The sequence below is a fragment of the Pseudomonas neustonica genome (assembly GCF_003797945.1).
Taxonomy (GTDB): Bacteria; Pseudomonadota; Gammaproteobacteria; order Pseudomonadales; family Pseudomonadaceae; genus Halopseudomonas; species Halopseudomonas neustonica.
Window position 1 is genome coordinate 14,020 of sequence record NZ_RKKU01000025.1, and the last position, 25,477, is coordinate 39,496.

Consider the following 25,477-nt stretch of genomic DNA (forward strand, 5'->3'; position numbering starts at 1 on the left):
ATGAACTCCTATTAACCCCATATGGTTTAGTGTTGGTGCGCCCTATGGCAGGTATGGGGACCATGATGGTACGCGCAGGTCTGTGAACTGAGTCGGAATTACCGACCGCGCACGACCATTTGTCGATACCAGCATGAGTACACCCCGTCCCTGTTGACGGGTAGCATAAATTAACATAACGCCATTGGGTGAGACAGTAGGTGACTCATCCAAAGATGTATCTGTTAAAACCCTCAGATTGCCCCGTTTGAGGTCTTGAGTAGCAATCTGAAAATTACGATAACCTTCCTGACGGTGCACCATAACCATGGTGCGACCATCGACGGAAAGTTTTGCGTTGGCATTATAATTACCAACAAAAGTCAGGCGCTCGGTAGAGCCGCCGTTGATATTCTGTTTGTAGATCTGTGGCTTGCCGCCTCGATCCGAGGTAAAGGCGATGGTGTTGTTGTCCATCCAGCTCGGCTCGGTATCAATCGCAAAATGATTGGTAATACGGCGCATCTGCTTGCTGCCCAGGTCCATCACGTAAATCTCCGGATTGCCGTCGCGCGACAACACAAAGGCCAGGCGATTACCATCTGGCGACCACGCCGGAGCGCCGTTCAAGCCTTCAAAACTGGTGATCCGCTCGCGACGGCCCGTCTGAATATAGTGCACATAAATTTCCGGACGACGCGACTCAAAGGATACATAGGCGATTCGCTGACCATCCGGCGCATAGGACGGGCTCAAAATCGGCTCACGCGACTGCAACAACGTCGACGCACGCGCGCCATCATAATCGGAGCGCTGCAGCGTGTAACGGGTGTTATCGGCAGAAAAGCGTTCAGCTGCAACGTAAAGCAACTTGGTATTGAACGCCCCCTTTATCCCCGTAATTTCCTCGAATACCTCATCGCTCAAATGGTGCGCCATATCGCGCAATTGAGACTGAGTACCACTCACGGTTTTTGACAGCAAAACCTGCTCACGCAAAATACTGTAGAGACTATAGTTCAGCTCATAGCGGTCTGTGCCCGGCTGATTGGTAACCTGCCCTACCACCACATAGTCAACGCCAATCATTTTCCAGTCACGGGAATTGATCTCTTCACCCCGCACCGGATAGCTCAGCATATTGCTGCGCTCCATCGGAGCAAACATACCGGTATTGCGCAAATCGTTGGCACTGATCTCCGCCAGGTCTTCAGACAGCGGCGCACTGCCCTGCCAGCCAAAAGGCACCACGGCGATAGGGGTAGCCTTATCGGTACCACTGGTAATTTCAATTGCCTCCTGCGACAGCGCCAGTTGCGCGGTGCACAGGGCAATCACTGCGATCAGTGCTTGCGTAAATCGTTTCATCAGAATGCCAGATCCTCTGGTTTGAAGCGCAACAGCCGTTGTCTATACATACGGTCGAATGCTGCAGGATTATCGCGTGACAGCGTTTGCATTTCCGGGATTCGGCCCACATTTCGGACAGCCTGAACCGCAGATTGATCAAACCCGGGGTCACCACTAGAACGAGTGACCACCACGTCGGTAATTTGCCCCGTAGGCAACATGCTTAACTGAACCTCAACCACCATGCCATTACGTGCTGTCGGCGGCCTGCGCCACTGCTCGCTCACATAACGGCGAATAACATCATCATAACTGGCCGCAACCTGATCACCAGGGCGATCAGCCTGCGCCTGCTGGTACTGCGGCTCATCAGCTAGCAGTTCCGCCTGCGCCTTGGCCAGCCTTTCTTCCTGGGCCTTACGCGCCGCATCGGCCTCCGCACGTTTCTTCGCTTCTGCCGCCTCGGCAGCCTTACGTCTTTCTTCAGCCGCCGCCTGCGCCTTACGCCTGGCCTCTTCCTCAGCCTTCTTACGCTCGGCTTCTGCTTCAGCGCGCTTCTTCGCCGCCTCAGCTTGAGCAGCCTGCTCCGCTTCTTCGCGCTTCTTGGCGGCAGCTACTTCGGCGGCCTTACGCTGCTCTTCCGCTTTGGCCTGAGCCTCGGATTTCGCCTCGGCAGCGGCTTCAGCTGCTGCTTGTTCAGCGGCCTTTTGCTCTTCGGCCCTTTGCTCTTGCGCTTTCCTCGCCTCAGCCGCAGCCGCAGCCGCTGCTTGCGTGTTCTCTTGCTGCTGTTCCTGCTGTTTCTTGCGCTCCAGCTCTTCCGCTTCATGCCGCTGGGCTGCAGTACGTTGCGCTTCGCCAGCGATCTTCTGATCGGTCTGCGTGGTAGCTGGACTCATGGAGTCCAACTGCACCAACGTCGCCTGCACAATCGGTCTGGCAGGCTCAAAGCTGGGCGCCGTGCTGAAAGAGGCAAACAGCAAAATCGCAACCACCAAATGCACCGCCAATGCCTTAAGCAATGGCGATGAATAGCGCCCGGACGTATCAACCCGCCGGCGATTCTCAGGCGTATTCACGGCGCCTCGGTTATCAGGCCGACATTAGGAACACCCGCCTGCTGCAAGGCGCCCATAGCCATCATGATCACGCCGTAGTTCGCGGCCTTGTCGCCACGAATATAAACCAGCGTATCCGGCTTGGCGCGCATGATCTTGGTGACACCTTCCGTCATGGCTTCCAATGAAACCGCACTGTCGGTCTTGTTCTCGGTATCAACCGACTCGCCAAGATTCCAATAATAAGTGCCGTCGGCCAAAACAGAGAGCGTCAGCACCTGCTGGTTGCTGTCAGACGGCAGCACCTCGCTGGAAACTTGTGGCAGGTCAACCTTCACACCCTGATTCAACATGGGCGCGGTTACCATGAAGATCACCAGCAACACCAGCATGACGTCGATGTACGGCACGACGTTCATCTCGGCGACCGGCTTACGCTTCTGGCGTCTGCGCTGCATGTGCATACTCATAAATTCTCCAACTTACTCATCACGCGAGTGAACGCGGCGATGCAGGATGCTGGAGAACTCTTCAGCAAAGGTGTAATACCGCCCAATCAGCATCTCTGAGCGGGCAGAGAAACGGTTATACGCCACAACGGCTGGAATAGCCGCAAACAAACCAATAGCCGTAGCGATCAGCGCCTCGGCAATACCCGGCGCCACTGTCGCCAGCGTCGCTTGCTGAACGGTAGCCAGGCCACGAAACGAGTTCATGATGCCCCAGACCGTACCAAACAGACCCACATAAGGGCTGGTGGAGCCCACCGTGGCCAGAAACGACAAATGCTGTTCGAGCTTCTCTTCTTCCCGCGAGATAGCCACGCGCATGGAACGCTGCACCGCATCCATCACCGCATCCGGATCAACACCGGACTGCTGACGCATGCGCGAGAACTCTTTGAAGCCGGCACGAAATATCTGCTCGAGACCGGAATCTTCATCAGGCGAGCCTGTCACCTGACGGTAAAGCTGGGATAAATCAACACCGGACCAGAAACGATCCTCAAAATCATCCAGCGCATTCTTCGCGGAGCGCATAAAGCTGCTGCGCTGAAAAATCATCACCCATGACACCACAGACGCTGTCAGCAGCGTGAGCATCACCAGCTGTACCAGCACACTGGCGCCTGAAACCAGGTGCCACATAGACATTTGATCAGCTTGCACGCTTCACCACTCCTCGCTTACTCATAGGTTCCCTTCATCGTTATCTGCCGCAACCAATTGGTTGAAGGCATCCCGCATGGTCTCGGGTATTACTCTGGGCCGATATCGGTCTGCACTAACACAGGCGACTAATACCTCCCCTTCACACAGCAATTCACCATCCGCCCGCTTGACCTGCTGACGGAAGCGAATACTCGCGCGCTTGAGTTCCAAGACAACCGCAGACACGACAAGTTCATCATCCAGGCGCGCAGGCGCGTGATAACGCGCCGATACAGAGTGCACAACAAAGATGACATTTTCTCTTTGTAGAGCACTTTGATCAAACCCGAGAGTACGGACCAGCTCCGTCCGCGCACGCTCCATAAACTTCAGATAATTGACGTAGTAGACGATGCCACCGGCATCGGTATCTTCAAAGTAGACGCGGGCTTTCAGCACGAATGGCGGCCCTGGACGTTCAACGCGCATAATGTAGAGCCAAGTTAAGGTTTTGCATAGTGGGCAACCTCGTTAAATGCAAAATATTTTTTATGGCGAATCTGGCGCTGACGGGTCGTCAAACAAATCCGCCGCATGCGGCGCCATACGACTGGGTAGATTCAAACCAAAGTGCAGATAAGCATGCCGTGTTACTACGCGACCACGGGGCGTACGCATGATGAAGCCCTGCTGAATAAGATAGGGCTCAAGCACGTCTTCGATAGTGTGGCGCTCTTCACTAATAGCCGCCGCCAGGTTATCAATACCCACAGGCCCGCCATCGAACTTGTCGATCATCGTCAGCAGCAATCGTCGATCCATGTGATCAAAGCCCTGCTCGTCAACATCCAGCAAATTCAAGGCCTTATCGGCCACCTCACGGGTGATGGCGCCCTGGCTGCGCACTTCGGCAAAGTCGCGAACACGGCGCAACAAGCGGTTGGCGATACGCGGCGTACCCCGCGAGCGGCGGGCGATTTCACGCGCGCCCTCCGGGTCCATCTGCAACCCAAGAATGCTTGCTGAACGACCAACAATAGTCGACAGATCATCCACACCATAAAACTCAAGGCGCTGAACGATACCAAAGCGGTCACGCAACGGATTGGTCAGCATGCCGGCGCGCGTGGTGGCGCCTACCAGGGTAAACGGGGGAAGATCGAGCTTGATGGAGCGAGCGGCCGGGCCATCGCCGATCATGATATCGAGCTGATAGTCCTCCATCGCCGGGTAGAGTATCTCCTCCACCACAGGCGAGAGACGATGAATTTCGTCGATAAAGAGAACGTCGCCGGCCTCTAGATTGGTCAGCAGCGCGGCAAGATCACCCGCCCGCTCCAGCACCGGGCCAGAGGTGCTTTTTATTTGCGCGCCCATTTCCTGCGCAATGATATTGGCAAGCGTAGTTTTACCCAGACCGGGCGGGCCAAAAATCAGCACATGATCCAGTGCCTCGCCACGCCCTTTGGCGGCTTTGATGAACAACTCCATCTGCTCGCGCACAGCGGGCTGACCAATATACTCAGCGAGTTTATAAGGCCGAATTGCCCGGTCTATTACATCTTCCTGCTGCCGTGGGGCAGCAGCAATCAAACGATCTTCTTCAAGCATGCGTTATCCATGGTGATAGGTCCTGCGGGCTGGTTACACCATGCCCCTGAGCGCACGGCGAATCAACTCTTCACTGGAGAGCCCTTCCTCGTCGACAGCGGCAACTGCCTTACTGGCTTCCTGCGGCTTGTACCCCAGAGAAATCAGCGCGCTCACGGCATCCGCGCTGGGCTTGGCGGCGGGCGCAGCGGCGTGACCGGCAACCGCCAGTGGCACGCTACCGGGCAGAGACTCCCAGGCTTTGAAGCGATCACGCAACTCAATCAATAGACGCTCTGCGGTTTTCTTGCCAACGCCAGGTACGCGCACCAGCGCACTGACATCCTGGTGCTGTACCGCCATCACCAGCTCGTCCACTTCCATACCCGACATCAGCGCCAGCGCCAACTTGGGGCCAACGCCGTTCAAGCGAATCAGCTCCCGAAACAGCTCGCGCCCGCGCTTGTCAGAAAACGCATACAACAGCTGAGCGTCTTCGCGCACCACCATATGGGTGTGCAGGGTTACTTGCTCACCCAACGACGGCAACTGGTAAAAGGTACTCATGGGAGCATCCAGCTCGTAACCAACACCCTGCACGTCCAGCACGATGTGTGGCGGCTGCTTTTCCAGCAGAACTCCGGTCAAACGTCCTATCACTCAGCTACTCCCTGATTCTGTTCAACGCCGGCGCAGGCGACCAGAACGCATCGCCAACGCCGAATTGCCCAACTGTTTCTGTACGCCGCTGAGGTGCGCATGACAAAGCGCGATCGCCAGCGCATCAGCGGCATCGGCTTGCGGCGTACCGGCCAGGCTCAGCAACTGGGTCACCATATGCTGCACCTGCTTCTTATCCGCTGCGCCGGTCCCTACCACTGATTGCTTTACCTGCCTTGCGCTGTACTCATTCACCGCCAACCCGGCATTAACCGCAGCGACAATAGCCGCTCCCCTTGCCTGCCCCAGCTTCAGAGCCGAGTCCGGATTGCGCGCCATAAACACCTGCTCGATGCTGACAACAGTCGGTTGGTACTGGGTTATCAACTCGGATAGATACTGAAAAATCTTTTGCAGGCGCTCAGGAAATGGGCCATCGCCAAGACGAATACAGCCAGAGGTAACATATTCACAGCGGCCAGCCTGGTGTCGCACGATACCGAAACCGGTAATCCGCGAGCCGGGGTCAATCCCCAGTATCAGTGACATTACGCTGCAGCCCTCGCCGTTCAGTACCGTGAAATCGCTATAAAAAAGGGAGGCGCCAGCCTCCCTTGGGTCAGAGTCTACGCCAGGTTCACCCTAGCTGCTCGATGATTTCGTCGCTGATTTCTGCGTTGGAATAGACGTTTTGCACATCGTCCAGATCTTCCAGCATATCGACCAGGCGCACGATCTTCTCGGCGGTATCCAGATCCAGCTCCGCCACCGTACTGGGGATCATAGCTACGTCAGCGGAATCGCCACCAAAGCCGGCTGATTCAAGCCCGTCACGTACCGTACCAAAGTCTTCAAAGCGGCTAAATACGTCGAACGAGCCGTCATCATTGGCGACCACATCCTCAGCACCTGCCTCCAGTGCCGCCTCCATGAGTGCATCTTCATCCACTCCCGGCGCAAAACTGATCTGCCCGCGCTTGGTAAACAGATAGGCGACTGAGCCATCCGTACCCAAGTTACCACCACACTTGTTAAACGCGTGGCGCACTTCACTCACGGTGCGATTACGGTTATCGGTCATGGCTTCAACCAGAATAGCCACACCGCCGGCACCGTAGCCCTCGTAGGTGAGCTCTTCCATGTTATCGGCATCATTGCTGCCGTCACCCCGAGCAATAGCACGGTCGATGGTGTCGCGGGTCATGTTCGCACCCAGCGCCTTATCGACCGCAGTGCGCAAGCGGGGGTTGTCCGCCGGATTACCGCCGCCCACTCTCGCCGATACCGTCAACTCACGAATCAGCTTGGTAAAGATCTTGCCGCGCTTGGCATCCTGCGCTGCCTTGCGATGCTTGATATTGGCCCACTTGGAATGACCGGCCATAACCCTTGACTCCGAATACCTGAATACATTGCCCTGCTCCGCCATCAGACGGAGCAGACCCTGCGCATTACTCGACCTTGGCCTGCTCGCGCAGACGAATATTCAACTCGCGCAGCGCCTTCTGATCGACCAGACCCGGCGCTTGCGTCATAACACAGGCCGCACTCTGGGTTTTCGGGAAGGCAATCACTTCACGAATCGACTGCGCACCCGTGACCAGCATCACCAGACGGTCCAGACCAAAAGCCAGACCACCGTGCGGTGGCGCGCCAAACTTCAGCGCGTCAAGCAGGAAGCCGAACTTCTCCTGCTGCTCCTCGGCGCTGATGCCCAGAATATTGAACACCGCCTGCTGCATTTCCTTGCGGTGAATACGGATCGAACCACCACCCAGCTCGGTACCATTGAGCACCATGTCATAGGCGCGTGAGAGTGCCGTCGCGGGCTCGGCCTGCAGCTCTTCCGGGGAGCACTTGGGTGCGGTGAACGGGTGATGCAGGGCGGACAGCGAGCCATCATCGTTCTCTTCGAACATCGGGAAGTCGACAACCCACAGCGGCGCCCACTCGGATGTCAGTAGCTCCAGATCGGTACCCAGCTTGATACGCAAAGCGCCCAGCGCTTCAGAAACGATCTTGGCCTTGTCTGCACCGAAGAAAACCAGGTCACCATCAACCGCACCAACGCGATCCAGGATAACTTCCAGGTTCTCTTCCGGAATGAACTTGACGATCGGCGACTGCAAACCTTCCAGCCCCTTCGCGCGCTCGTTGACCTTGATATAGGCCAAACCCTTGGCGCCATAGATGCCGACAAACTTGGTGTAATCGTCAATCTGTTTACGCGGCATGCTGGCACCGCCTGGCACGCGCAACGCAGCAACACGGCCCTTTGGATCATTTGCCGGGCCGCTGAACACCTTGAACTCGACGCCAGCCAACTGATCAGCAACGTCTACCAACTCCAGCGGGTTACGCAGATCCGGCTTGTCAGAGCCGTAACGGCGCATGGCTTCTTCAAAGGTCATATGCGGGAAATCGCCAAGATCGACATCCAGCACCTGCTTGAACAGCTGACGAATCATGCCTTCAGTCAGCCCCATGATATCGGCTTCATCGAGGAAGCTGGTTTCAATATCGATCTGGGTAAACTCGGGCTGACGATCAGCGCGCAGATCCTCATCGCGGAAACACTTGGCGATTTGATAGTAACGATCAAAGCCCGACACCATCAGCAGCTGTTTAAACAGCTGGGGCGACTGCGGTAGTGCGAAGAAATGGCCGGGATGGGTGCGGCTAGGCACCAGATAATCGCGCGCACCTTCAGGGGTGGCACGGGTGAGAATGGGGGTTTCCACATCAAGGAAGCCATTCTCATCGAGATAACGACGAATGCTGCTGGTGATCTGCGAGCGCAGTTTCAGCTTGGCAGCCATCTCTGGACGACGCAGGTCGATAAAACGATAACGAAGACGGGTTTCTTCGCCGACGTCGGAGTACTCATTCAGCGGGAACGGCGGCGTTTCTGCCTGATTGAGCACTTCCAGCTCATAGCCCAGCACTTCAATGGCACCGGACGCCATGTTCGGATTGACCGCACCGGCAGGGCGAGCGCGCACCTTGCCGCGAATCCGCACTACGTACTCGCTACGCACACTATCAGCCAGAGCGAAGGTTTCCTCACGATCAGGATCAAACACCACCTGAGCCAGGCCCTCACGATCGCGAATATCAAGAAAAATCACACCACCGTGGTCGCGACGGCGATGAACCCAGCCGCAAAGAGTGATTTCCTGATCCGCCAGCGTTTCATTCAACTGGCCGCAATAGTGGGTACGCATCATGGTGTGGAGCTTCCTGTGATCGGCAAAATGGAAGTATCCGAACGCACCGGCTTGTGCCGCTGAAAAAGGCGCGCGGATAAAAACGGCATAATATACCGGAAAACCGGGCATCAATGGGAGACATAACCGCAGCAGTTTGCCGCTGAGTGCGATGACTGGCGGTCTCAGTAGCCGAGCGACGCTCTTGGCCGCTGGCACATCATCCGCTCGCACGGCCGCCAAATACGAGCAAAACAGCATGTCGCAGCACAACCGTACCAGGCAGGATCAGCACCAGCGCTGTAGATTTACTCCAGGCGACCCGGTAAATTGTTGCCACTGATCGGAACTGACGCACACTTTATTGATCTGAAGATTACCTAGTTCGGACCAAAGCAAGGAGCCATAATGAAAATTGATATCGGCATTACCGAAGCAGATCGCGCAAAAATCGCTGACGGGCTTTCCCACCTGCTTGCGGACACTTACACGCTCTATTTAAAAACCCATAACTTCCACTGGAACGTCAAAGGCCCGATGTTCCAGACACTGCACCTGATGTTCGAAACGCACTATAACGAACTAGCATTGGCTGTCGATGAAATCGCCGAGCGTATCCGCACCCTAGGATTCCCGGCACCAGGTACTTACAAACAGTTTGTCGAACTGAGCTCAATCAAAGAGGAAGACGGCGTACCCGAAGCCAAGGACATGATCAAACTTTTGGTAGAAGGTCATGAAGCCTGTGTGCGCACCTCACGCAGTATCTTCCCGGTCTGTGACGAGACACACGACGAACCTACTGCTGACCTGCTAACCCAGCGAATGCAAGTGCACGAAAAAACCGCCTGGATGCTACGTAGCCTGCTGGAAAGCTAAGACCCCAGCGCTGGCGGCCAAACCGCTGCCAGCGCCCCTGATATACCTTGGTAGCAAAGCGGATTTCGGGTTAGAGTGCGGCGCGGCCAACCAAACCATGCGGCCGCTAAATTTAATTCGCAGCAACACCATCACAATACGTATTCAGGGTGAATAATTTGAAAATCCTTCGTTACCTGCATTTGACCATTGGTCTCGCGGCATTGCTCGCTGGCCTCTACAGCATTATCCCGTTCCTGACTGAAAGCAGCCCTATAGATCACATCGGCCTGCTCGCCCTACTGACTGGCCTGATCAACTTGCAGCAACATAACCAGCGCGAGCACGCCGAGAGCGGCTTGCCCGGCGCAGTGGCTTTGCTGGCATCCGCACTAATGATCATCGCTGCGTGCATCGCCTTCAGCGCCTTGGTCATAAACAGCACCATTTCCACGCTGGCAATCTGGGCGCTAAGCATGAGCATCGTCGGCGTCTGCCTGCACACAGCGCTGGTACTGGGCTGCGAACTGAAGAGCCTGATAGCTCGCCGCCAAGCGGCCGCTCCTGCCAAGCCAAAGACGAAAACCAAAGTTGCAAAGCCATCCAAAGGCGAAAAGCGCGAAGAGGGCACGGTGAAATGGTTCAATACCAACAAGGGCTTCGGCTTTATTTCCCGCGACTCTGGCTCTGATATCTTTGTGCACTTTCGCGCCATTCAGGGCGAAGGACACCGCTTTCTGCAGGAAGGACAGCGTGTCAGCTACGTAGTAGCCGAACGCGAAAAAGGCTTGCAAGCTGAACAGGTCGACATCATCAGCTAAAAAAGGCTGGGGCCTGCGACATCACTGTCCAGGCCCCAGTATTTAGCTGTCCGCTCTCAGTAGTGGGGTGGCGGCTGATCATCACTGGATTCACCCGGCATAAGCGTCACCATCTCGGCCTGTCTTTTGGCAATCAGCTCTAGCGAACGCCGCATCTTTTCCAACAATATCTGCTGTTGACCCAGGGCATCATTAAGACTCTGAATAGTGTCATCCTGAAACGCCAAACGGGTTTCCAGCTCATCCAGGCGTGCCTGCCACACCTTTGACTCACCAACACTCATCATGCTGTCTCCGCAAATTTAAAATCTTCTCTTAGCGCCAAACGCAGGGGTTCAAGTCGCCTTGCAATATCACCAGGCTTGTATGCCTTCGCAGGTAGCCGCCCCCAAACGGGCGCCGGCCAGGCGTCGTCGCCGTGATAACGCACAATATGATGAATGTGCAGCTGACTGACCATATTGCCCAAAGCCGCCACGTTCAACTTATCCGCCTCATAGACCTGATGCAGGGTGCGCGACAAATGGATTGATTCCCGACTCAGCTGCGCCTGATCACTTTCACTCAGCTGGAAAATCTCTGTAATATCCTGTTTGCGAGGCACCAGAATAAACCAGGGATAGCGTGAGTCCTTACTCAACAAAAGCCGGCATAGCGGGAAGTCGCCCACGACTATGCAATCTTTGTCTAATTGCGGGTGAAGATAAAACATGAAAAAACTCCGATTAGCCAGCAGGCGCTCAAAGCGCCCCACCAATTTTAAGCCATCCCACGCGCCGGGACGGACAACATAAAATGCAGACCGTTCACAAAAACGAACAAAAAAAGTCGATAAATAACTTTTAATGCTCTATAACGTTGTTGTAACAAGATACTGTTTTTGAGGCGCTTGCTTTAACATATTTTGCTTAAATGCTTTAATGTCCTGCGAAAACAAGAATTTCAGGGCTGCCAAAAGCCTCGTTGTTTTGCATTTTTTCTATCAAGGAGCACACCGATGAAAAACGTAGTTAAATGGAGTTCGCTTGCACTCGCGGTCGCAGCCGGTAACGGCATGCTGGCCAGCAGCGCAATGGCAGAAGGCGAAGGGTTTATTTATTGAAGGCGCTTCCGCGACCCTTTACAACCGCACCGTTTATTTCAACCGTGATTTCCGCAATGGTCGCGACAACAACGGCATAGGCAAGCGCGAAGAGTCTGCTACCAGCCTCCTGATGAACTTCGAGTCTGGCTTCACTCAAGGCCCAATTGGCTTCGGTGCTGACGTTATCGCTTCCATGGGCATCAAGCTGGACAGCGGTCGTGGGCGCTCCGGCACAGGCCTACTGCCTGTCGACGGCAACAACGATGCCGATGACGAATACTCAGAAATCCGTGGCGCAGTTAAGATGGCCATCCTGGACGATACCGTACTGCGTTACGGCGTTCATATGCCAGAAAACCCAGTTGCCGCTTACGACGACGCCCGTTTGCTGCCCAGCCATTATCAAGGCTACAGCATCACCAACCAGTCTATCGATGGCCTCTTCGTTGAAGCCGGTCGCCTGACCGACCGCAGTGAAATGAATCAGCCCAACGAAACTGACGGCGCAATCACCGATGGTGACGACCTGACCTACCTCGGCGGTACTTACACTTTCACCGACAACCTGAGTGTAACTTTGTACGGCGCGGAAGCTGAAGACTTCTACGACCGCTACTTTGTGGGCGCTGACTGGACCATGCCACTGGGCGATGATCTGAGCCTGAACACCAACTTTGCTTACTACGACACCAGCGATGAAAATAGCTCGGATGGAGAAGAAGTAGACAACCAGGCAGCATCTCTGGCCTTCACTTTGGGCGCTGGCAACCACGCCTTTGGTGTTGCTTACCAGGAAATGAATGGTGACGCAGGCTACTACTACACTGACGGCGACATCTTCCTGGCCAACTCTATCCAGTATCTGGATTTCAATGGCAAGGACGAGAAGTCTTACCAGGCTCGCTATGACTACGACTTCGCAGGCATGGGTATTCCCGGCTTGAGCTTCATGACACGCTACATCAAAGGTGATGACATTGATGTAGCTCCTGGCCTTTCCGACTCTCGCTGGGAACGTGATAGTGAGCTGAAGTACACTGTACAAAATGGTACATTGGAAGGTCTCAACATTCGCTGGCGCAATGCGACTGTACGCCAAAATGTCGGCACCAGCACTAACGGCCGAGGCGTTAACGGCGACGTCGACGAGAACCGTCTGATCGTCGGTTACACCTGGAACCTGCTCTAAGCAACCAGGCAGTATAAAAAACCCGGCTCAGGCCGGGTTTTTTTATTTTGCTTTACCCCTGCCAAGTCATGCCGACAGGCTATACGGCTCCCCGACACAATCGTACAATACCCGCAATATCTGCCCGCAATTTCAGGACAAACCCCGCCCATGCGTACCAGCCAGTATCTTATCTCTACTCTGAAGGAAACCCCTTCCGACGCCACCGTCATCAGCCATCAGCTAATGCTGCGAGCCGGCATGATTCGCAAGATCGCCTCCGGACTTTACACCTGGCTGCCGATGGGATTGCGCGTGCTGCGCAAAGTCGAAGCCGTGGTGCGTGAAGAGATGGATAAGGCCGGCGCACTGGAAGTGCTGATGCCGGCTATTCAGCCTGCTGAACTATGGCAGGAATCAGGTCGCTGGGAGCAGTACGGTCCTGAGCTGTTGCGCCTGAAGGACCGTCATGACCGCGATTTCTGCGTAGGGCCGACCCACGAAGAAGTGATCACCGACCTGGTCCGCAACGAGATATCCAGCTACAAGCAGCTGCCGATAAACATGTATCAGATTCAAACCAAGTTTCGTGACGAAATTCGTCCGCGTTTTGGCTTGATGCGCGGCCGCGAATTCCTGATGAAGGATGCTTACTCCTTCCATCTCGGCCAGGAGTCGCTGCAGCAGACCTATGACGCAATGTATCAGGCCTACTGTAATATTTTTTCTCGCCTGGGTCTGGATTTCCGCCCGGTCGTTGCCGACAACGGCTCTATTGGCGGCGAAGGCTCGCACGAGTTCCACGTCCTCGCCGAATCAGGTGAGGATGCCATCGTGTTCTCCGATAGCGGTCACTATGCCGCCAACATGGAAAAAGCGACTGCCCAGCTGCCACAGGGCGAGCGCCCTGCTCCGTCACAGCAAAAAACACTGGTCGACACCCCCGACCAACTGACCATCGCCGCCGTCAGCAGCTTCCTGCAGCTGCCTGCCGAGCAGTCAGTCAAGACCCTGATCGTGTTGGCCGCAGAGGAAGAAGACAAGCCGCAGTCGCTGATTGCACTGGTGCTGCGCGGCGATCACGAGCTGAATGAGATCAAGGCTGAAAATCATCCTGCGATCATGTCCCCGCTTACCTTTGCGAGCGAGCAGCAGATAATTGCAGCCATTGGCTGCAAGCCTGGTTCCATTGGCCCAGTCGGCATGGACATCAAGGTCATCGCCGATCACAGCGCCGCTCACCTGGCTGACTTCGTCTGCGGCGCCAACCAGGATGGCAAGCATTTCACCGGCGTTAACTGGGAGCGTGATGCGCACTTTGATGAAGCTGCTGATCTGCGTAATGTCGTCGAGGGCGATACCAGCCCTGATGGCGACGGCACACTGGTCATCAAACGCGGTATCGAAGTGGGGCATATTTTTCAGCTAGGTCAAAAGTACAGCCAGGCAATGAACTGCACCGTGCTTAACGAAAATGGCAAGACGGCCACCCTGACCATGGGCTGCTATGGCATTGGTGTTTCTCGCGTAGTCGCCGCCGCCATCGAACAGAATTACGACGACCGAGGTATTCTCTGGCCCGATGCGCTAGCCCCCTTCCAGGTGGCTCTGATACCGATGAAGCTGGAAAGCTCCGAGGCGGTTAAAGAAGCAACCCTGGCGCTATACGATGGGCTAAGCAAAGCTGGCATCGATGTACTACTGGACGACCGAGACAAGAAAGTCTCCCCCGGGGTCAAGTTTGCCGATATGGACCTTATTGGCATCCCCCATCGCGTCGTTATCAGTGATCGCGGCCTCGCTGACGGTCAGCTCGAGTATAAATTCCGCGGAGACAAGGAAGCGACCACCGTTGCAGCTGATGCCATGCTTGATCATTTACTGACCCGGTTACAGCAAGCCTGATGAACACCTCGAACCTGTCACCAGGGTATGCTCGTCTGGCCTGGGCCGGCGCAGTACTTGTTCTGCTCCAGGCGTGTGCAGCGCAGCCAGGGGGTAATGAGCCGAGCAGCGGTAGCATTGAGCGCGAGCTGGTCAGCCACAGCCTCAGTATTGACGCTGGCGAGCCCAAGGTGATGGATACACCGCATCGCAGTATCAAGGTGACCGAGAGCCGGCTGTATACGGTGACTCAACTCGATAGCGCGGGCAACCCGATAGACCAGCAGGATCAGTTTCAGAGCCTGCCCTGGGCCAACCAACGGGTAAACCTGGCAATCGGCGAGGTGCGCGTCAGTCGCCAGACTGATCAGGATGGCCAACTGCGGTTGAACCTGTTGGACGAAGACTTCGTCGGGCTCAACTTTGACGAAGTGCGTATCATCCGACTGACCGCCATTGCTGAACCTGGCGTACAAACGGAAACGACGCTACTGGTAGATCGAGGCCTGCGCGGCAAGCTGCAGGAAGCCGAGAAGCTGATTTACGACAACCTTGAAGAGGATGATGTAAATCAGTGGGTGCATCGCGTACAGCGGCTAGCCGCTTTGGGGCTCAACGAGGAGTCAAGCCAGTTGGAGAACATGCTGATTTTGCTCACCACCGGCGACCCCCAACTACAAGGTGATTTCATTCAGGCGCTGGGTGACGCAACAGCAGGCGAGTAACAGCTGATGCTATCACGGCTTGTTGTCCTTATATGGTCTCTGCAATTTAGCGCCTCGGTGCTGGCGACAGAGGTAGATCCGGAGCTAAAAGCATCCTTGATGCGCACCATTGCGCAGTCGGAGAGCTTTCAGGATCGATTTGATGCCGAAGTATGGCTGATGGATATGTCCACCCGGCTAGCGCCCTTCATCAAGGATGAAGAAGAGCGCTTGACGCTGCTGCGCCTGACCCACCGGGAGGCGCGACGAGCCAACCTGAAACCTGACCTGGTTATCGCTGTCATGCATGCCGAGAGCTTGTTTGACCGCTATGCCCTGTCGCGCGTGGGCGCTCAAGGCGTCATGCAGGTCATGCCTTTCTGGAAAGCCGAGCTGGGCAGACAAGACGACAACCTCATAGATCTGGCAACCAACCTGCGCTACGGCTGCGCCATCTTGAAGTTCTATATGGACAAGGAGCATGGCAACCTTCGCCGCGCGCTAGCTCGCTACAACGGCAGCCTGGGTAGCAACCGCTATCCAGACAAAGTGCTCGATTACTGGTACACCTATTGGTATGTCAACGAATAGGTTGCACCTGCTTACTGTGCAACCCGGCCTCTGTGACATCTAGAACTGCACGAAACCTGCAATATCCTGCCAGGCGCACGTACTTGCAGCCAGCCCACCGACCTCCGCGCCTGACGGCCCTTTGCCAAGCCAAGCCAGCATCGCTTCGACCGCGTCGACCTCACCACACACCAGCGCAGAGACAGTGCCGTCGTCCTCATTGCGCACCCAGCCATCGACCGATAGCTGCGCAGCTTGTCGCACCGCAGCCTGTCTGAAACCAACGCCTTGCACCTTGCCAGAAATCTTTACTTGCATACAGAGAGAGCTCATTCAAACCTCACCAGATTGATCAGCGAATTATTGCAGCAGCGCTGCAATGTCGTCGTAGTGCTGCGGCCCTCGCAAGGTATGCACCAGCTCACCTTGCTCATCAAGAATGTAGGTGGTGGGCAAGACCGCTGGCTTTTCCAGCCCCAGGTCAGCAGCAAAGTCATGACCTAGCACGGCAAACTCAATACCCATCTTTTCAGTCGCAGCCAGTAACGCATCACCCTTGGCCGCATCAAAGTCGATACCGATGATCAGGGCGTGCGGAAAGTCCCGTGCCAGGCGGTTCAGCTCTGGCAGCTCTTCACGGCAAGGTGCGCACCACTGAGCCCAGTAATTAACCACCACACGCTTTCCCGTCAGCTGATCGCGAGTCAGGGTATTTCCGTGCTGATCCAGCCATCCCGGCGCATCACAGGCCGACAATAGGCAGATCACCAGTAGCAGAGTACTCCTGATAAACAGCATCAGCACACCTTTTCCATAAGCTGCTCCGGCTCGGCCCTGGCCGGTTGCGGGTCAATCAACCAGTGTTTCACACTACCTTTCAAGGCACTGCGCCTTGCTTCATCGGCATTTGCAAGCGCTTCACTAAACGCCGGAAACCATTCCCCAGCCCCCAAAACCGCAGCAGGAAGGTTCTCGTTGGTCAGCATTGGCTCGGGCATACGTTCCAGCAAGCTGCTCAACTCCAGTGTACCGAGGTCACGACACAACACATAAGAGCCTTGCTGAGTACGAGTAATAATCTGTTCGCTCTCAAGCCATTCGGTCAAGCGTATCCATTGATCTTCGTGCAGCGACCAGCCGGTATCATTGACCCGTACCAAATCGACCTGATCGCCCTTGGCCTGCGCTTGCAGAAACACCCGCAGCACCACCAGCAGATTGATCATCCAGGGATGCTCTGGCCGCCGCCAAGCCGCACCGCTTCCCATATTACTGACCACTTCAGCACCCAGCAGAATGATCACCCAACTGACATATATCCACAGTAGGAAAATAGGTACTGCCGCGAAGGCACCATAGATCAATTGGTATCCGGGAAAGAGCTTCACATAGAGGGTAAAACAGGCCTTGGCCCCCTCAAACAGCAGAGCAACAAACAACCCGCCGATGACACCGTGCTTGAGCGGAACACGGGTATTGGGCACCGCCACGAAAAGCAGGGTAAAAGCCGCTACGCTTAACAACAGGGGCAACCAATAGAGCACTAGCTGCCAGGCGAAAGCCTGCACCACGCCCTCACGCAAAAAGGACATTGAGGCCAGATAAGTACTGACCACAAACCCCGAGCCTAATAGCAACGGTCCCAAACTAAGCACCGCCCAGTAAAGCAGAAAGCTGCTCAGCCCACGACGTGGCTGACGAATACGCCAGATGTTGTTAAAGGCTTTCTCGATGCTGACGAGCATCATTAGCGCGGTCACCATCAACAAGGCAACGCCAACACCCGTCAACTGCCTGGCCTGGTCGGAAAACTCGCCAAGATGCTCTCGCAGCGCTGCGCCAGTGGATGGTACAAAGTTATTAAAAATGAACTCCTCAACCTGCCCACCTACCTGGTCGAATGCCGGGATGGCAGCCAGCATGGCGTAGGCTACGGTCATGACAGGTACTACGGCAAACAGGGTAGTGTAGGTTAGCGCTGCTGCGTTCTTGACACAGTTGTCTTCATTGAAGCGGCGCAAGAGGTGACGGCAAAAGTGCAGAAACACGTTAAGTTGGCGCGGCATTCAAGCTCCCTGACAGCGGTATGCATTAGCGCTTAGAATAAACCCCATCATAGGCTTAGGCCACCCGGCGCAACGCTACCCGCCTTTTTCAAGGAGAAAAGCATGTCTCAGGTAACCATTTACCACAATCCTCGCTGCTCCAAGTCCCGCCAGACCCTGGAGTTACTGGAGAACCAAGGCGCAGATATCGACATAGTGCGCTACATAGAAGAACCCTTGAGCAGTGCTGACGTAAGCGATCTACTGTTGCTGCTGAATATGAGCGCACGCGAGCTCATGCGCAAAGGCGAAGATACCTACAAGGAACTGAATCTGGATAATCCCGAACTAAGTGAAGCTCAACTGGTGCAGGCATTAGCAGATTATCCACGACTGATCGAGCGGCCAATTGTGGTTCGCGACGGCAAGGCGGTTATAGGTCGGCCACCCGAGAAGGTATTGGAGTTGTTCGCATGAGCACTGCCTCACCTTATGTTCTGGTGCTCTACTACAGCCGCCATGGTGCTACCGCCGAAATGGCAAGACAGATCGCTCAAGGAGTAGAGCAGGCTGGACTGGAAGCCCGGCTGCGCACTGTGCCCTCGGTTGCAGCGGAAACCACCAGCAGTCTGCCGCCGGTTCCAGGCGAAGGCGCGGTCTACTGTAGTGAAGACGACCTCAAGCACTGTGCCGCGCTGATTTTGGGCAGCCCAACCCGCTTTGGCAACATGGCAGCGCCCATGAAGTACTTCATTGATGGCACCAGCAATCTCTGGTTAGCCGGTAGCCTGTGCAATAAGCCCGGCGCCGTATTCACCTCTACGGCAAGCTTGCACGGCGGCCAGGAAGCGACCCTGCTATCCATGCAGCTGCCATTGCTGCATCACGGCATGCTGCTGGTCGGCCTACCCTATACCGAGACGGCCCTGACCGAGACCCAAGGGGGCGGCACGCCCTACGGCGCCAGTCATCACGCTGGCAGCCAGGGCAAACGCGGCCTCGACAAGCACGAGAACGAGCTCTGCATTGCGCTCGGCAAACGAGTAGGCAGGCTTACTCGACAACTTGCAGCAGGTGCCGCCAGTGTCTAAAAAGCCGAAGTTACTGCCATCATTAAGCTATCTACAACCGCGTATCAAGATCAGCCGCTGGATTGCACTGATCGGTTATCTGGGGCTGATAGTCGTCATGCTGGGGTACAACCTGCTGTACGCTGATATGCACGGCGCCAACCCGGTGATCATTATCGCTGTTCAGCTCTTACCGCTATCGATATTTCTACCGGGCATTCTAATCGGCCATGTACGCACGCATGCCTGGCTGTGCTTTGCCATTAACATGTATTTTATTCAGGGCGTCTTGATCTGCTTTCAGCCTGGAAGGCTGAACTACGGATTACTTATGAGTGGGCTGAGCGTGCTCTACTTTATCGCCGCGCTGTACTTTGTACGCTGGTCGTTTCAGGCCCAGCGAGTAATAGCCGGGGAGCAATCGAGCTAAACGCTTCTTGCACTACCAGCCCATTTCGCGCTTGACGAAAGGAATCGTCAGCCGATGCTGGGCCTGCAGCGAGGCCTGATCCAGGCGCTCGAGCGCAGCAAAAAGCTCAACCATCCCCCTCGCGCCTCGGCTCAGGATATAACGCGCCACCTCGTCACTCAGTTGCAGGCCACGCTGCGCTGCGCGTAACTTCAGCACTTCCTGCTTGCCCTGATCATCCAACGCCTGCAGCTGAAACACCAAACCCCAACCCAGACGCGATGCCAGGTCAGGCAAAGCAAGTCCCAAGGCGCGAGGGGCTGCACTGGCGGCGATCAACAGGCGGCCGCCCTGCTCTCGCAAACGGTTATACAAATGGAATAGCGCCTCTTCCCAGTCAGCGCGACCCACCACCGCGTCGAGTTGATCAAGGCACAGCAGCTCAACTGACTCCATTCCATCGAGCAACGTCGGCGATTCGTCGGCAAGTTCATCCAGGGGCAAATACATGGCCAACCCATCGGCGTCAGCTACCGCGTGACAGGCGGCCTGCAACAAATGCGAGCGCCCTGAGCCTTCAGGCCCCCAGAGCAACAAGCAATTGTCCTGGGGTTCGCGCTGCAAATCAGCGAAATCAGCCACAGCAGCAACGACCGCATCATTGGGCCCGTGAAAATAATTCGCAAAGGTCGCTTCATCGCGCAGCTTGATGCCGAGCGGTAACTGTATCGGTTGCCCACCTGCCATTACTTCTGTTCCACCTCGTTCGACTCAACGTCTTCACTGACATCAGCTGCAACCGGCGCATGCCCATAAGCTGCGGAGTCGCGATAACGCTGATAGAAATGCCGCAGCAACACCATAATAACGGCTGCTACCGGCAAGGCCAGCAGGATACCAACAAAGCCGAACAGTTGCCCGCCCGCAAGGATGGCAAAAATCACCGCCACGGGATGCAAGCCGATACGATCCCCCACTAACAGCGGCGTCAGCACCATACCTTCAATCATCTGCCCAACACTGAATACCGCTACCACCGCGACCAGATGGAAGAGATCGCCAAACTGGAATACCGCTGCAAGCAAGGCCGCCGTAATACCTACAAAAAAGCCGAGATAGGGAACGATACTGGCGAGTCCGGCCAGCAGGCCAATCAACAAGGCCAACTCAAGGCCAACCATCCACAGACCAAGCCAGTAAATAACCCCAAGACACGCCATCACCAGCAACTGCCCACGAATAAAGGCGCCCAGCACCTCATCGCAGTCGTGCATCAGCTTGACCGTCAAGGGCTCATAATGGCGTGGAATCATGTCACGGCAGCGAGCAACGATCAGATCCCAGTCACGCAGCAAATAAAAACCTACCACCGGGATCATCACCAGATTCGCAGCGAGCGTTATCAGCGCCATTGTCGACTTTGTGGCCTTGGTAACCACCGCAGCCAATACGCTGGTGGTTTGCCCCAGATGCTCTTTGAGACTGTCACGCACGCTATCGAGACGGAAATCACTGACGCTGATGCCCAGGCGCGCCTCAACCCATGGCAAGGCGGAATTGTGGAACCAGTCAATCATGGCCGGAACGTTATCGCGCAGTGTCGAAATCTGATGCCCCAACAACGGAATCAGGATAATCAAAGCCAGAATCAGCACACTGGAGGCCACGGTGAAGACCACCACCACCCCAAGGGTGCGCGACAAACCGCGCTCCTCCAGCCTATCCACCAGAGGATCACCAAGGTAGGCCAGCAGCATGCCAATCAGAAAGGGTGACAATATGGGCTGCAAGAAATAAATCAGGGTCACAACAACGACCAAGCCCGCCGACCAGTACCAACGGTAATCAGAGATCATATTCCATCCTTAGTTTTAGCTGAAACCGCTGCGCGCTCGTGTACGCAAAGCCGACTGGCGGGCAGGATAACCTATCGCCAGCGGTAGTAAAGTGACTTGCGATTGTCCTGTGGTGTACTCGGCAAAGTGGGTGGCAAAACATCAAGTTCCTCCGCCTCTGGCGCCTCAATAGCATCAACCACACCAGCACTTGCGGGTGACGCATCACCTGCGGAAACCGAATCTACCGAGTCAACCGAGCTATCAACCGTATTCGACAGTGCAGGTTCAACAGGTTCAACAGGTTCAACAGGTTCAACAGGAGCATCCACCGCTATCAGGCGCTGATCAAGCATAAGCATACGTTGCAGCTGCGCTTCGTCTCCGGGGAAGTCAAACACAAACTCAACCTTGCTGCCCTTCATAGATACCAGTTTCGGCACATCCTGCGTGCCCATCTGCTGCAGCATCCGCTGCAGACGAGAGAATTTATCCAGACTGTTGATGCCGCTGACATGCAACCGCCAGCCCGTTAGCTGATCACTGGGTACACTGGTCACCGCATATTGCGCAAAGACTGCATCGGCCAGCTCCTGCATCATCGTATCTGCGGCCTCGCGTGGGATATCCGCCTGCGCCTTGCCGGTCACTTTCTGATCGTTCAACCAAAGCGTCCATTGCAGGACCCAAAGCTCATCAGCCTGTTTCACCTGCAGCGCCAATATGCCCTCGGCCGGATAGCGCGCGCTGGCCTCGGCCAATACCGCCTCATCAGCCTCAAGCACGTTGGCTTCGGCCACGCTGGTACGATCCTGCAGGTCGGCCAGCGGCTGGGTCAAGGCTACACCGCGGTAGGCCGCGACTTCGCGCAGCGCCTGCCCCATTTCACTGCTGGGCAGCAGAAACTCATCACCCAACATAGTCGACTGTACCGCCCAGACCAGGATGCCGGGACGGCTAAGCCCCAGCATTGGCACATCCGCCTTGATCAATGCCTCACGCAACAACAAAGGGTCAAACTCGACGCGTAGACTGCCATCCTCACCCATCGCATCGATACGCCGAGTGACATTGCTGGGTTCCGCCATCACCTCCGCCAGCGCGCCCTTATTCAGAGCAACACTGCTACCCGCCAGACGATGCAGCATGACGCGCGTAGCGGTATCCAGTTGCGCGCCCTCTTCAGCGTCCTCGGTCGCAGGCACATTGACCTGATAAAGCGTCTCCAGCACCGCCGCATTGGCGAATACAGGCAAACAACACAACAAACTAAGCAGACAGGATCGCAGCAATGACATGGGAGACGTCCATCATGGTGGCTATACGCCGGTAACGGGGAGGTTTCGGCTTGTTATATCCCCCTACATTAAACAAGCCTTGGGTACGCAGCAACCGAAGCGCAGAAAGTCGCTTCGGCATGGCTCTGACCAGCATGAATTGCTAAACTAGCGCGCTATCCTGGCGAGAACGCAGAAACCCCTGCGCCAGCCACTTATTTTGCACAGCTTGAGACCACGCCATGAGCAGCCAGACGCCGTCCAAACCCTCTATCAGCTACAAAGATGCCGGCGTCGATATCGCCGCGGGCAACGCCCTGGTTGATCGCATCAAACATGTTGCCAAGCGAACTGCTCGCCCCGAAGTCATGGGTGGCCTCGGCGGCTTCGGTGCTCTTTGTGAAATCCCCGAAGGCTACAAAAAGCCGGTTCTGGTGTCGGGCACCGACGGTGTGGGTACCAAGTTGCGCGTGGCAATGGATCTGGGCATTCACGACAGCATCGGTATCGATCTGGTCGCCATGTGTGTAAACGATCTGATCGTCTGTGGCGCCGAGCCACTGTTTTTTCTCGACTATTACGCCACCGGCAAACTGAACATCGACATCGCGGCCCAGGTAGTCACCGGCATTGGCGCAGGCTGCGAGCTGGCTGGCTGTGCTCTGGTGGGCGGTGAAACCGCCGAGATGCCCGGCATGTATGAAGGTGAAGATTACGATCTGGCTGGCTTTTGTGTTGGCGTAGTCGAGAAGTCCGAAATCATCGACGGCAGCAAAGTAGCCGCTGGCGATACCCTGATCGCGCTGCCCTCTTCCGGTCCGCACTCCAACGGTTACTCACTGATCCGCAAGATCATCGAAGTTGCCGGCATCGACATCCACAGCACCAACCTCGACGGCAAGCCATTGAGCGAGCTGCTGATGGCGCCTACGCGTATTTACGTAAAAGCACTGCTACAGCTGATCAAGCAAACCGGTAGCGTCAAGGCAATGGCTCACATCACTGGTGGCGGCTTGCTGGAGAATATCCCTCGCGTACTGCCGGCCAACAGCCGCGCTACCATTGACCTCACCAGCTGGCAGCGTCCAGCGGTATTCGACTGGCTGCAGCAACAGGGTAATGTTGATGAAACCGAAATGCACCGTGTACTTAACTGCGGCGTAGGCATGGTCATCTGTGTGGCGGCCGAGGCTGCTGAAGAAGCGCTGACGGTGCTGCGCAACGCAGGTGAAGAGCCCTGGATCATTGGTCGCATTGAAGACGGCAAAGAGGGCGGCGAGGCCGTCATACTGCAGCGCGGTAACTGATCCGGTGAGCTGTCGTATCGTGGTATTGATCTCCGGATCGGGTACCAATCTGCAAGCCTTGATCGACGACCTGGCCGAGCAACCTGCGCTGGCCAGCATCGTCGGTGTCGTAGCCAACAAGGTCGATGCCTACGGCCTGCAGCGCGCTGCGGCAGCTGGAATCGCAACCCGCGTGCTGAATCACCGTGACTTCAGCGATCGCGAAGGCTTTGACCATGCCTTGCAGCATGAAATAGACGCCTTCGAACCCGACCTTGTGTTACTTGCCGGCTTCATGCGTATTCTCACCGCGCAGTTCGTCAGACATTTTCGCGGACGCTTATTGAACATTCATCCATCTCTGTTGCCCAAGCACAAAGGTTTGCAGACTCACCAGCGCGCATTGGATGAAGGTGACGCCGAACATGGTGCTACTGTGCACTTCGTCACCGAGGAACTCGATGGCGGCCCACTGATACTTCAGGGTCGTATCAAGATCGCCTCAGACGATGACGCCAGCAGCCTTGCAGCTCAGGTTCAGCAGTTGGAATATCGCCTATTCCCATTGGTAACCCGCTGGTATGCCGCCGGCCGTCTGCACCTTGATGAAGACCGGGCCTGCCTTGACGGCAGCCCAATAACAGCCAGTGGACTAAGACTGGAAGACCTCGAATCCGGCATATGAGACGACACTGATGCATCAGAGCCCTGCTTTTTCACGCCGCCTCACCCGCTCAATCCTCGGCCTAGCGCTGACCTTGAGCACCAGCTTTGCCAGTGCAGCAGCACTGGTTCCCTTCAGCGCCAGTTACGCTGCTGATATGAAGCGCATCCCCGTCAATGGCGAAGCACTACACAGCCTTGAAGCCAATGCCGACGGGACCTGGAATCTGTCATTCACCGCCAGCATGTTTGTCGCCAAGCTGATAGAACAGAGCACCCTGCGCCAAGAGAATGATGTCATCCAACCGCTGAGCTATCACTACGAGCGCAAAGGCCTTGGCAGCGGCAAGGAAATCAGCCAGCGCTTTGACTGGAACAATGGCTTGGTCAGCGGCACTTATAAAGAAGAAGCCTTCGAGCTACCCACTGAGCCTAACCTGCTCGACAAAACCACCTATCAGTTGGCTCTGCAGCAAGATCTGATGGCGGGTAAGCAGGACATGCATTACCGCGTGGTGGATGGCGATGAAGTTGAGGATTATTACTTTCGGGTTGTCGGCGACGATCGCGTCACCACACGCGTCGGCCAGTTTGACGCGGTTGAGGTCGAGCGCGTCCGCGAGCCTGATGCCAAACGCGAAACCACCCTATGGTTCGCCAAGGACTGGAACTACCTGCTAGTACGCCTTAGCCAGATAGAAACCGATGGCCAGCATTATCAGATCATGCTGAAGGAGGCCACGGTAGACGGGCAGAATGTGGTCGGAACGCCCGTTAGAACTGACTGACTGACCTAGCTGAGCGTAACTGCA

30 protein-coding genes are annotated in these 25,477 nt (G+C 55.8%); 12 read left to right on the plus strand and 18 right to left on the minus strand.

Going from position 1 to position 25,477, the window contains the following annotated elements; genetic code table 11:
• Positions 1–42 precede the first annotated feature (42 nt).
• The 10 genes from tolB to aspS form a co-directional block, all read right to left on the minus strand.
• Positions 43–1,347: a Tol-Pal system beta propeller repeat protein TolB gene (tolB, locus tag EF096_RS16045; protein ID WP_123890810.1), complete on the minus strand. Its 1,305-nt coding sequence runs from the start codon at positions 1,345–1,347 to the stop codon at positions 43–45.
• A complete protein-coding gene (gene tolA / locus EF096_RS16050; RefSeq protein WP_123890811.1) occupies positions 1,347–2,405 on the minus strand; it encodes a cell envelope integrity protein TolA in 1,059 nt (352 codons plus the stop codon). Before tolA ends, tolB begins: the two co-directional genes overlap by 1 nt.
• Entirely contained in the window at positions 2,402–2,842 is a 441-nt protein-coding gene (gene tolR / locus EF096_RS16055) for a protein TolR (protein ID WP_123890858.1), read from the minus strand. The genes tolA and tolR overlap by 4 nt, the downstream gene beginning before the upstream one ends.
• A gap of 24 nt (positions 2,843–2,866) precedes the next feature.
• On the minus strand, positions 2,867–3,538 hold the full coding sequence (tolQ, locus tag EF096_RS16060; RefSeq protein WP_123890859.1) for a protein TolQ: 672 nt from the start codon (positions 3,536–3,538) through the stop codon (positions 2,867–2,869).
• 36 nt (positions 3,539–3,574) lie between these two features.
• Positions 3,575–4,024 (minus strand): tol-pal system-associated acyl-CoA thioesterase, encoded by a 450-nt coding sequence (ybgC, locus tag EF096_RS16065; RefSeq protein ID WP_123890812.1) that lies wholly within the window; start codon positions 4,022–4,024, stop codon positions 3,575–3,577.
• A 60-nt stretch (positions 4,025–4,084) separates the two neighbouring features.
• Positions 4,085–5,146, minus strand: coding sequence for a Holliday junction branch migration DNA helicase RuvB (gene ruvB, locus EF096_RS16070; RefSeq protein ID WP_123890813.1), 1,062 nt, complete (start codon positions 5,144–5,146; stop codon positions 4,085–4,087).
• 33 nt (positions 5,147–5,179) lie between these two features.
• Positions 5,180–5,785: a Holliday junction branch migration protein RuvA gene (ruvA, locus tag EF096_RS16075; RefSeq protein ID WP_123890814.1), complete on the minus strand. Its 606-nt coding sequence runs from the start codon at positions 5,783–5,785 to the stop codon at positions 5,180–5,182.
• 21 nt (positions 5,786–5,806) lie between these two features.
• Positions 5,807–6,334, minus strand: coding sequence for a crossover junction endodeoxyribonuclease RuvC (gene ruvC / locus EF096_RS16080; RefSeq protein ID WP_123890815.1), 528 nt, complete (start codon positions 6,332–6,334; stop codon positions 5,807–5,809).
• A gap of 88 nt (positions 6,335–6,422) precedes the next feature.
• The gene (locus EF096_RS16085) at positions 6,423–7,169 is read right to left on the minus strand and encodes a YebC/PmpR family DNA-binding transcriptional regulator (protein WP_123890816.1); all 747 of its coding nucleotides are present in this window, start codon (positions 7,167–7,169) and stop codon (positions 6,423–6,425) included.
• Positions 7,170–7,236: 67 nt separating this feature from the next.
• Positions 7,237–9,012, minus strand: a complete 1,776-nt coding sequence (aspS, locus tag EF096_RS16090; RefSeq protein WP_123890817.1) for an aspartate--tRNA ligase — start codon at positions 9,010–9,012, stop codon at positions 7,237–7,239.
• A gap of 387 nt (positions 9,013–9,399) precedes the next feature.
• Here aspS and EF096_RS16095 point away from each other — a divergent pair, with 387 nt between their 5' ends.
• Together EF096_RS16095 and EF096_RS20820 are read left to right on the plus strand one after the other, a co-directional pair.
• Entirely contained in the window at positions 9,400–9,870 is a 471-nt protein-coding gene (locus tag EF096_RS16095) for a Dps family protein (RefSeq protein WP_123890818.1), read from the plus strand.
• Positions 9,871–10,028: 158 nt separating this feature from the next.
• Positions 10,029–10,670, plus strand: coding sequence for a cold-shock protein (locus EF096_RS20820; protein WP_305955065.1), 642 nt, complete (start codon positions 10,029–10,031; stop codon positions 10,668–10,670).
• Positions 10,671–10,726: 56 nt separating this feature from the next.
• On the opposite strand, the gene EF096_RS16105 is transcribed toward EF096_RS20820, so the two are convergent.
• Together EF096_RS16105 and EF096_RS16110 are read right to left on the minus strand one after the other, a co-directional pair.
• Entirely contained in the window at positions 10,727–10,954 is a 228-nt protein-coding gene (locus EF096_RS16105) for a SlyX family protein (protein ID WP_123890861.1), read from the minus strand.
• Complete coding sequence (locus EF096_RS16110; RefSeq protein WP_123890819.1) at positions 10,954–11,382, minus strand: HIT domain-containing protein; 429 nt, start codon at positions 11,380–11,382, stop codon at positions 10,954–10,956. The genes EF096_RS16105 and EF096_RS16110 overlap by 1 nt, the downstream gene beginning before the upstream one ends.
• A gap of 313 nt (positions 11,383–11,695) precedes the next feature.
• Between EF096_RS16110 and EF096_RS16115 the strand changes: the two genes are divergently transcribed.
• The 4 genes from EF096_RS16115 (at position 11,696) to EF096_RS16130 (ending at position 16,101) form a co-directional block, all read left to right on the plus strand.
• A complete protein-coding gene (locus EF096_RS16115) occupies positions 11,696–12,943 on the plus strand; it encodes an OprD family porin (protein WP_123890820.1) in 1,248 nt (415 codons plus the stop codon).
• A 150-nt stretch (positions 12,944–13,093) separates the two neighbouring features.
• Complete coding sequence (locus EF096_RS16120; protein ID WP_123890821.1) at positions 13,094–14,827, plus strand: proline--tRNA ligase; 1,734 nt, start codon at positions 13,094–13,096, stop codon at positions 14,825–14,827.
• Positions 14,827–15,531 carry a hypothetical protein gene (locus EF096_RS16125; protein ID WP_123890822.1) on the plus strand — a complete coding sequence of 235 codons (705 nt, stop codon included), beginning with the start codon at positions 14,827–14,829 and terminating at the stop codon, positions 15,529–15,531. The genes EF096_RS16120 and EF096_RS16125 overlap by 1 nt, the downstream gene beginning before the upstream one ends.
• A gap of 6 nt (positions 15,532–15,537) precedes the next feature.
• Positions 15,538–16,101 (plus strand): lytic transglycosylase domain-containing protein, encoded by a 564-nt coding sequence (locus tag EF096_RS16130; protein WP_123890823.1) that lies wholly within the window; start codon positions 15,538–15,540, stop codon positions 16,099–16,101.
• A 39-nt stretch (positions 16,102–16,140) separates the two neighbouring features.
• On the opposite strand, the gene EF096_RS16135 is transcribed toward EF096_RS16130, so the two are convergent.
• From EF096_RS16135 to EF096_RS16145, 3 genes are read right to left on the minus strand one after another with little or no spacing between them, the layout of a single operon-like run.
• Positions 16,141–16,398, minus strand: a complete 258-nt coding sequence (locus tag EF096_RS16135) for an acylphosphatase (protein WP_235869772.1) — start codon at positions 16,396–16,398, stop codon at positions 16,141–16,143.
• A 42-nt stretch (positions 16,399–16,440) separates the two neighbouring features.
• Positions 16,441–16,878, minus strand: coding sequence for a TlpA family protein disulfide reductase (locus tag EF096_RS16140; RefSeq protein ID WP_123890825.1), 438 nt, complete (start codon positions 16,876–16,878; stop codon positions 16,441–16,443).
• A complete protein-coding gene (locus EF096_RS16145; protein ID WP_123890826.1) occupies positions 16,878–18,146 on the minus strand; it encodes a YihY family inner membrane protein in 1,269 nt (422 codons plus the stop codon). Before EF096_RS16145 ends, EF096_RS16140 begins: the two co-directional genes overlap by 1 nt.
• Positions 18,147–18,248: 102 nt before the next feature.
• On the opposite strand from EF096_RS16145, the gene arsC reads away from it, so the two are divergent.
• Genes arsC through EF096_RS16160 form a run of 3 tightly spaced genes read left to right on the plus strand, consistent with a single transcriptional unit; the run spans position 18,249 to position 19,625 of the window.
• Positions 18,249–18,602 carry an arsenate reductase (glutaredoxin) gene (arsC, locus tag EF096_RS16150; protein WP_123890827.1) on the plus strand — a complete coding sequence of 118 codons (354 nt, stop codon included), beginning with the start codon at positions 18,249–18,251 and terminating at the stop codon, positions 18,600–18,602.
• The gene (wrbA, locus tag EF096_RS16155; protein ID WP_123890828.1) at positions 18,599–19,216 is read left to right on the plus strand and encodes an NAD(P)H:quinone oxidoreductase; all 618 of its coding nucleotides are present in this window, start codon (positions 18,599–18,601) and stop codon (positions 19,214–19,216) included. The genes arsC and wrbA overlap by 4 nt, the downstream gene beginning before the upstream one ends.
• On the plus strand, positions 19,209–19,625 hold the full coding sequence (locus EF096_RS16160; RefSeq protein ID WP_123890829.1) for a DUF2069 domain-containing protein: 417 nt from the start codon (positions 19,209–19,211) through the stop codon (positions 19,623–19,625). The genes wrbA and EF096_RS16160 overlap by 8 nt, the downstream gene beginning before the upstream one ends.
• A 12-nt stretch (positions 19,626–19,637) precedes the next feature.
• Here EF096_RS16160 and hda read toward each other — a convergent pair whose 3' ends face one another.
• The 3 genes from hda to EF096_RS16175 all read right to left on the minus strand — a co-directional run bounded on the left by hda (position 19,638) and on the right by EF096_RS16175 (position 22,737).
• Positions 19,638–20,351, minus strand: a complete 714-nt coding sequence (hda, locus tag EF096_RS16165) for a DnaA regulatory inactivator Hda (RefSeq protein WP_123890830.1) — start codon at positions 20,349–20,351, stop codon at positions 19,638–19,640.
• Positions 20,351–21,460: an AI-2E family transporter gene (locus EF096_RS16170; protein WP_123890831.1), complete on the minus strand. Its 1,110-nt coding sequence runs from the start codon at positions 21,458–21,460 to the stop codon at positions 20,351–20,353. Before EF096_RS16170 ends, hda begins: the two co-directional genes overlap by 1 nt.
• Before the next feature lie 71 nt (positions 21,461–21,531).
• Positions 21,532–22,737 carry a DUF2066 domain-containing protein gene (locus tag EF096_RS16175; RefSeq protein WP_123890832.1) on the minus strand — a complete coding sequence of 402 codons (1,206 nt, stop codon included), beginning with the start codon at positions 22,735–22,737 and terminating at the stop codon, positions 21,532–21,534.
• 221 nt (positions 22,738–22,958) lie between these two features.
• Between EF096_RS16175 and purM the strand changes: the two genes are divergently transcribed.
• From purM to EF096_RS16190, 3 genes are read left to right on the plus strand one after another with little or no spacing between them, the layout of a single operon-like run.
• Positions 22,959–24,023: a phosphoribosylformylglycinamidine cyclo-ligase gene (gene purM / locus EF096_RS16180; RefSeq protein WP_123890833.1), complete on the plus strand. Its 1,065-nt coding sequence runs from the start codon at positions 22,959–22,961 to the stop codon at positions 24,021–24,023.
• A 4-nt stretch (positions 24,024–24,027) separates the two neighbouring features.
• Positions 24,028–24,687, plus strand: coding sequence for a phosphoribosylglycinamide formyltransferase (gene purN, locus EF096_RS16185; RefSeq protein ID WP_123890834.1), 660 nt, complete (start codon positions 24,028–24,030; stop codon positions 24,685–24,687).
• 10 nt (positions 24,688–24,697) lie between these two features.
• Entirely contained in the window at positions 24,698–25,453 is a 756-nt protein-coding gene (locus EF096_RS16190; protein ID WP_123890835.1) for a DUF3108 domain-containing protein, read from the plus strand.
• Positions 25,454–25,477: the final 24 nt, after the last annotated feature.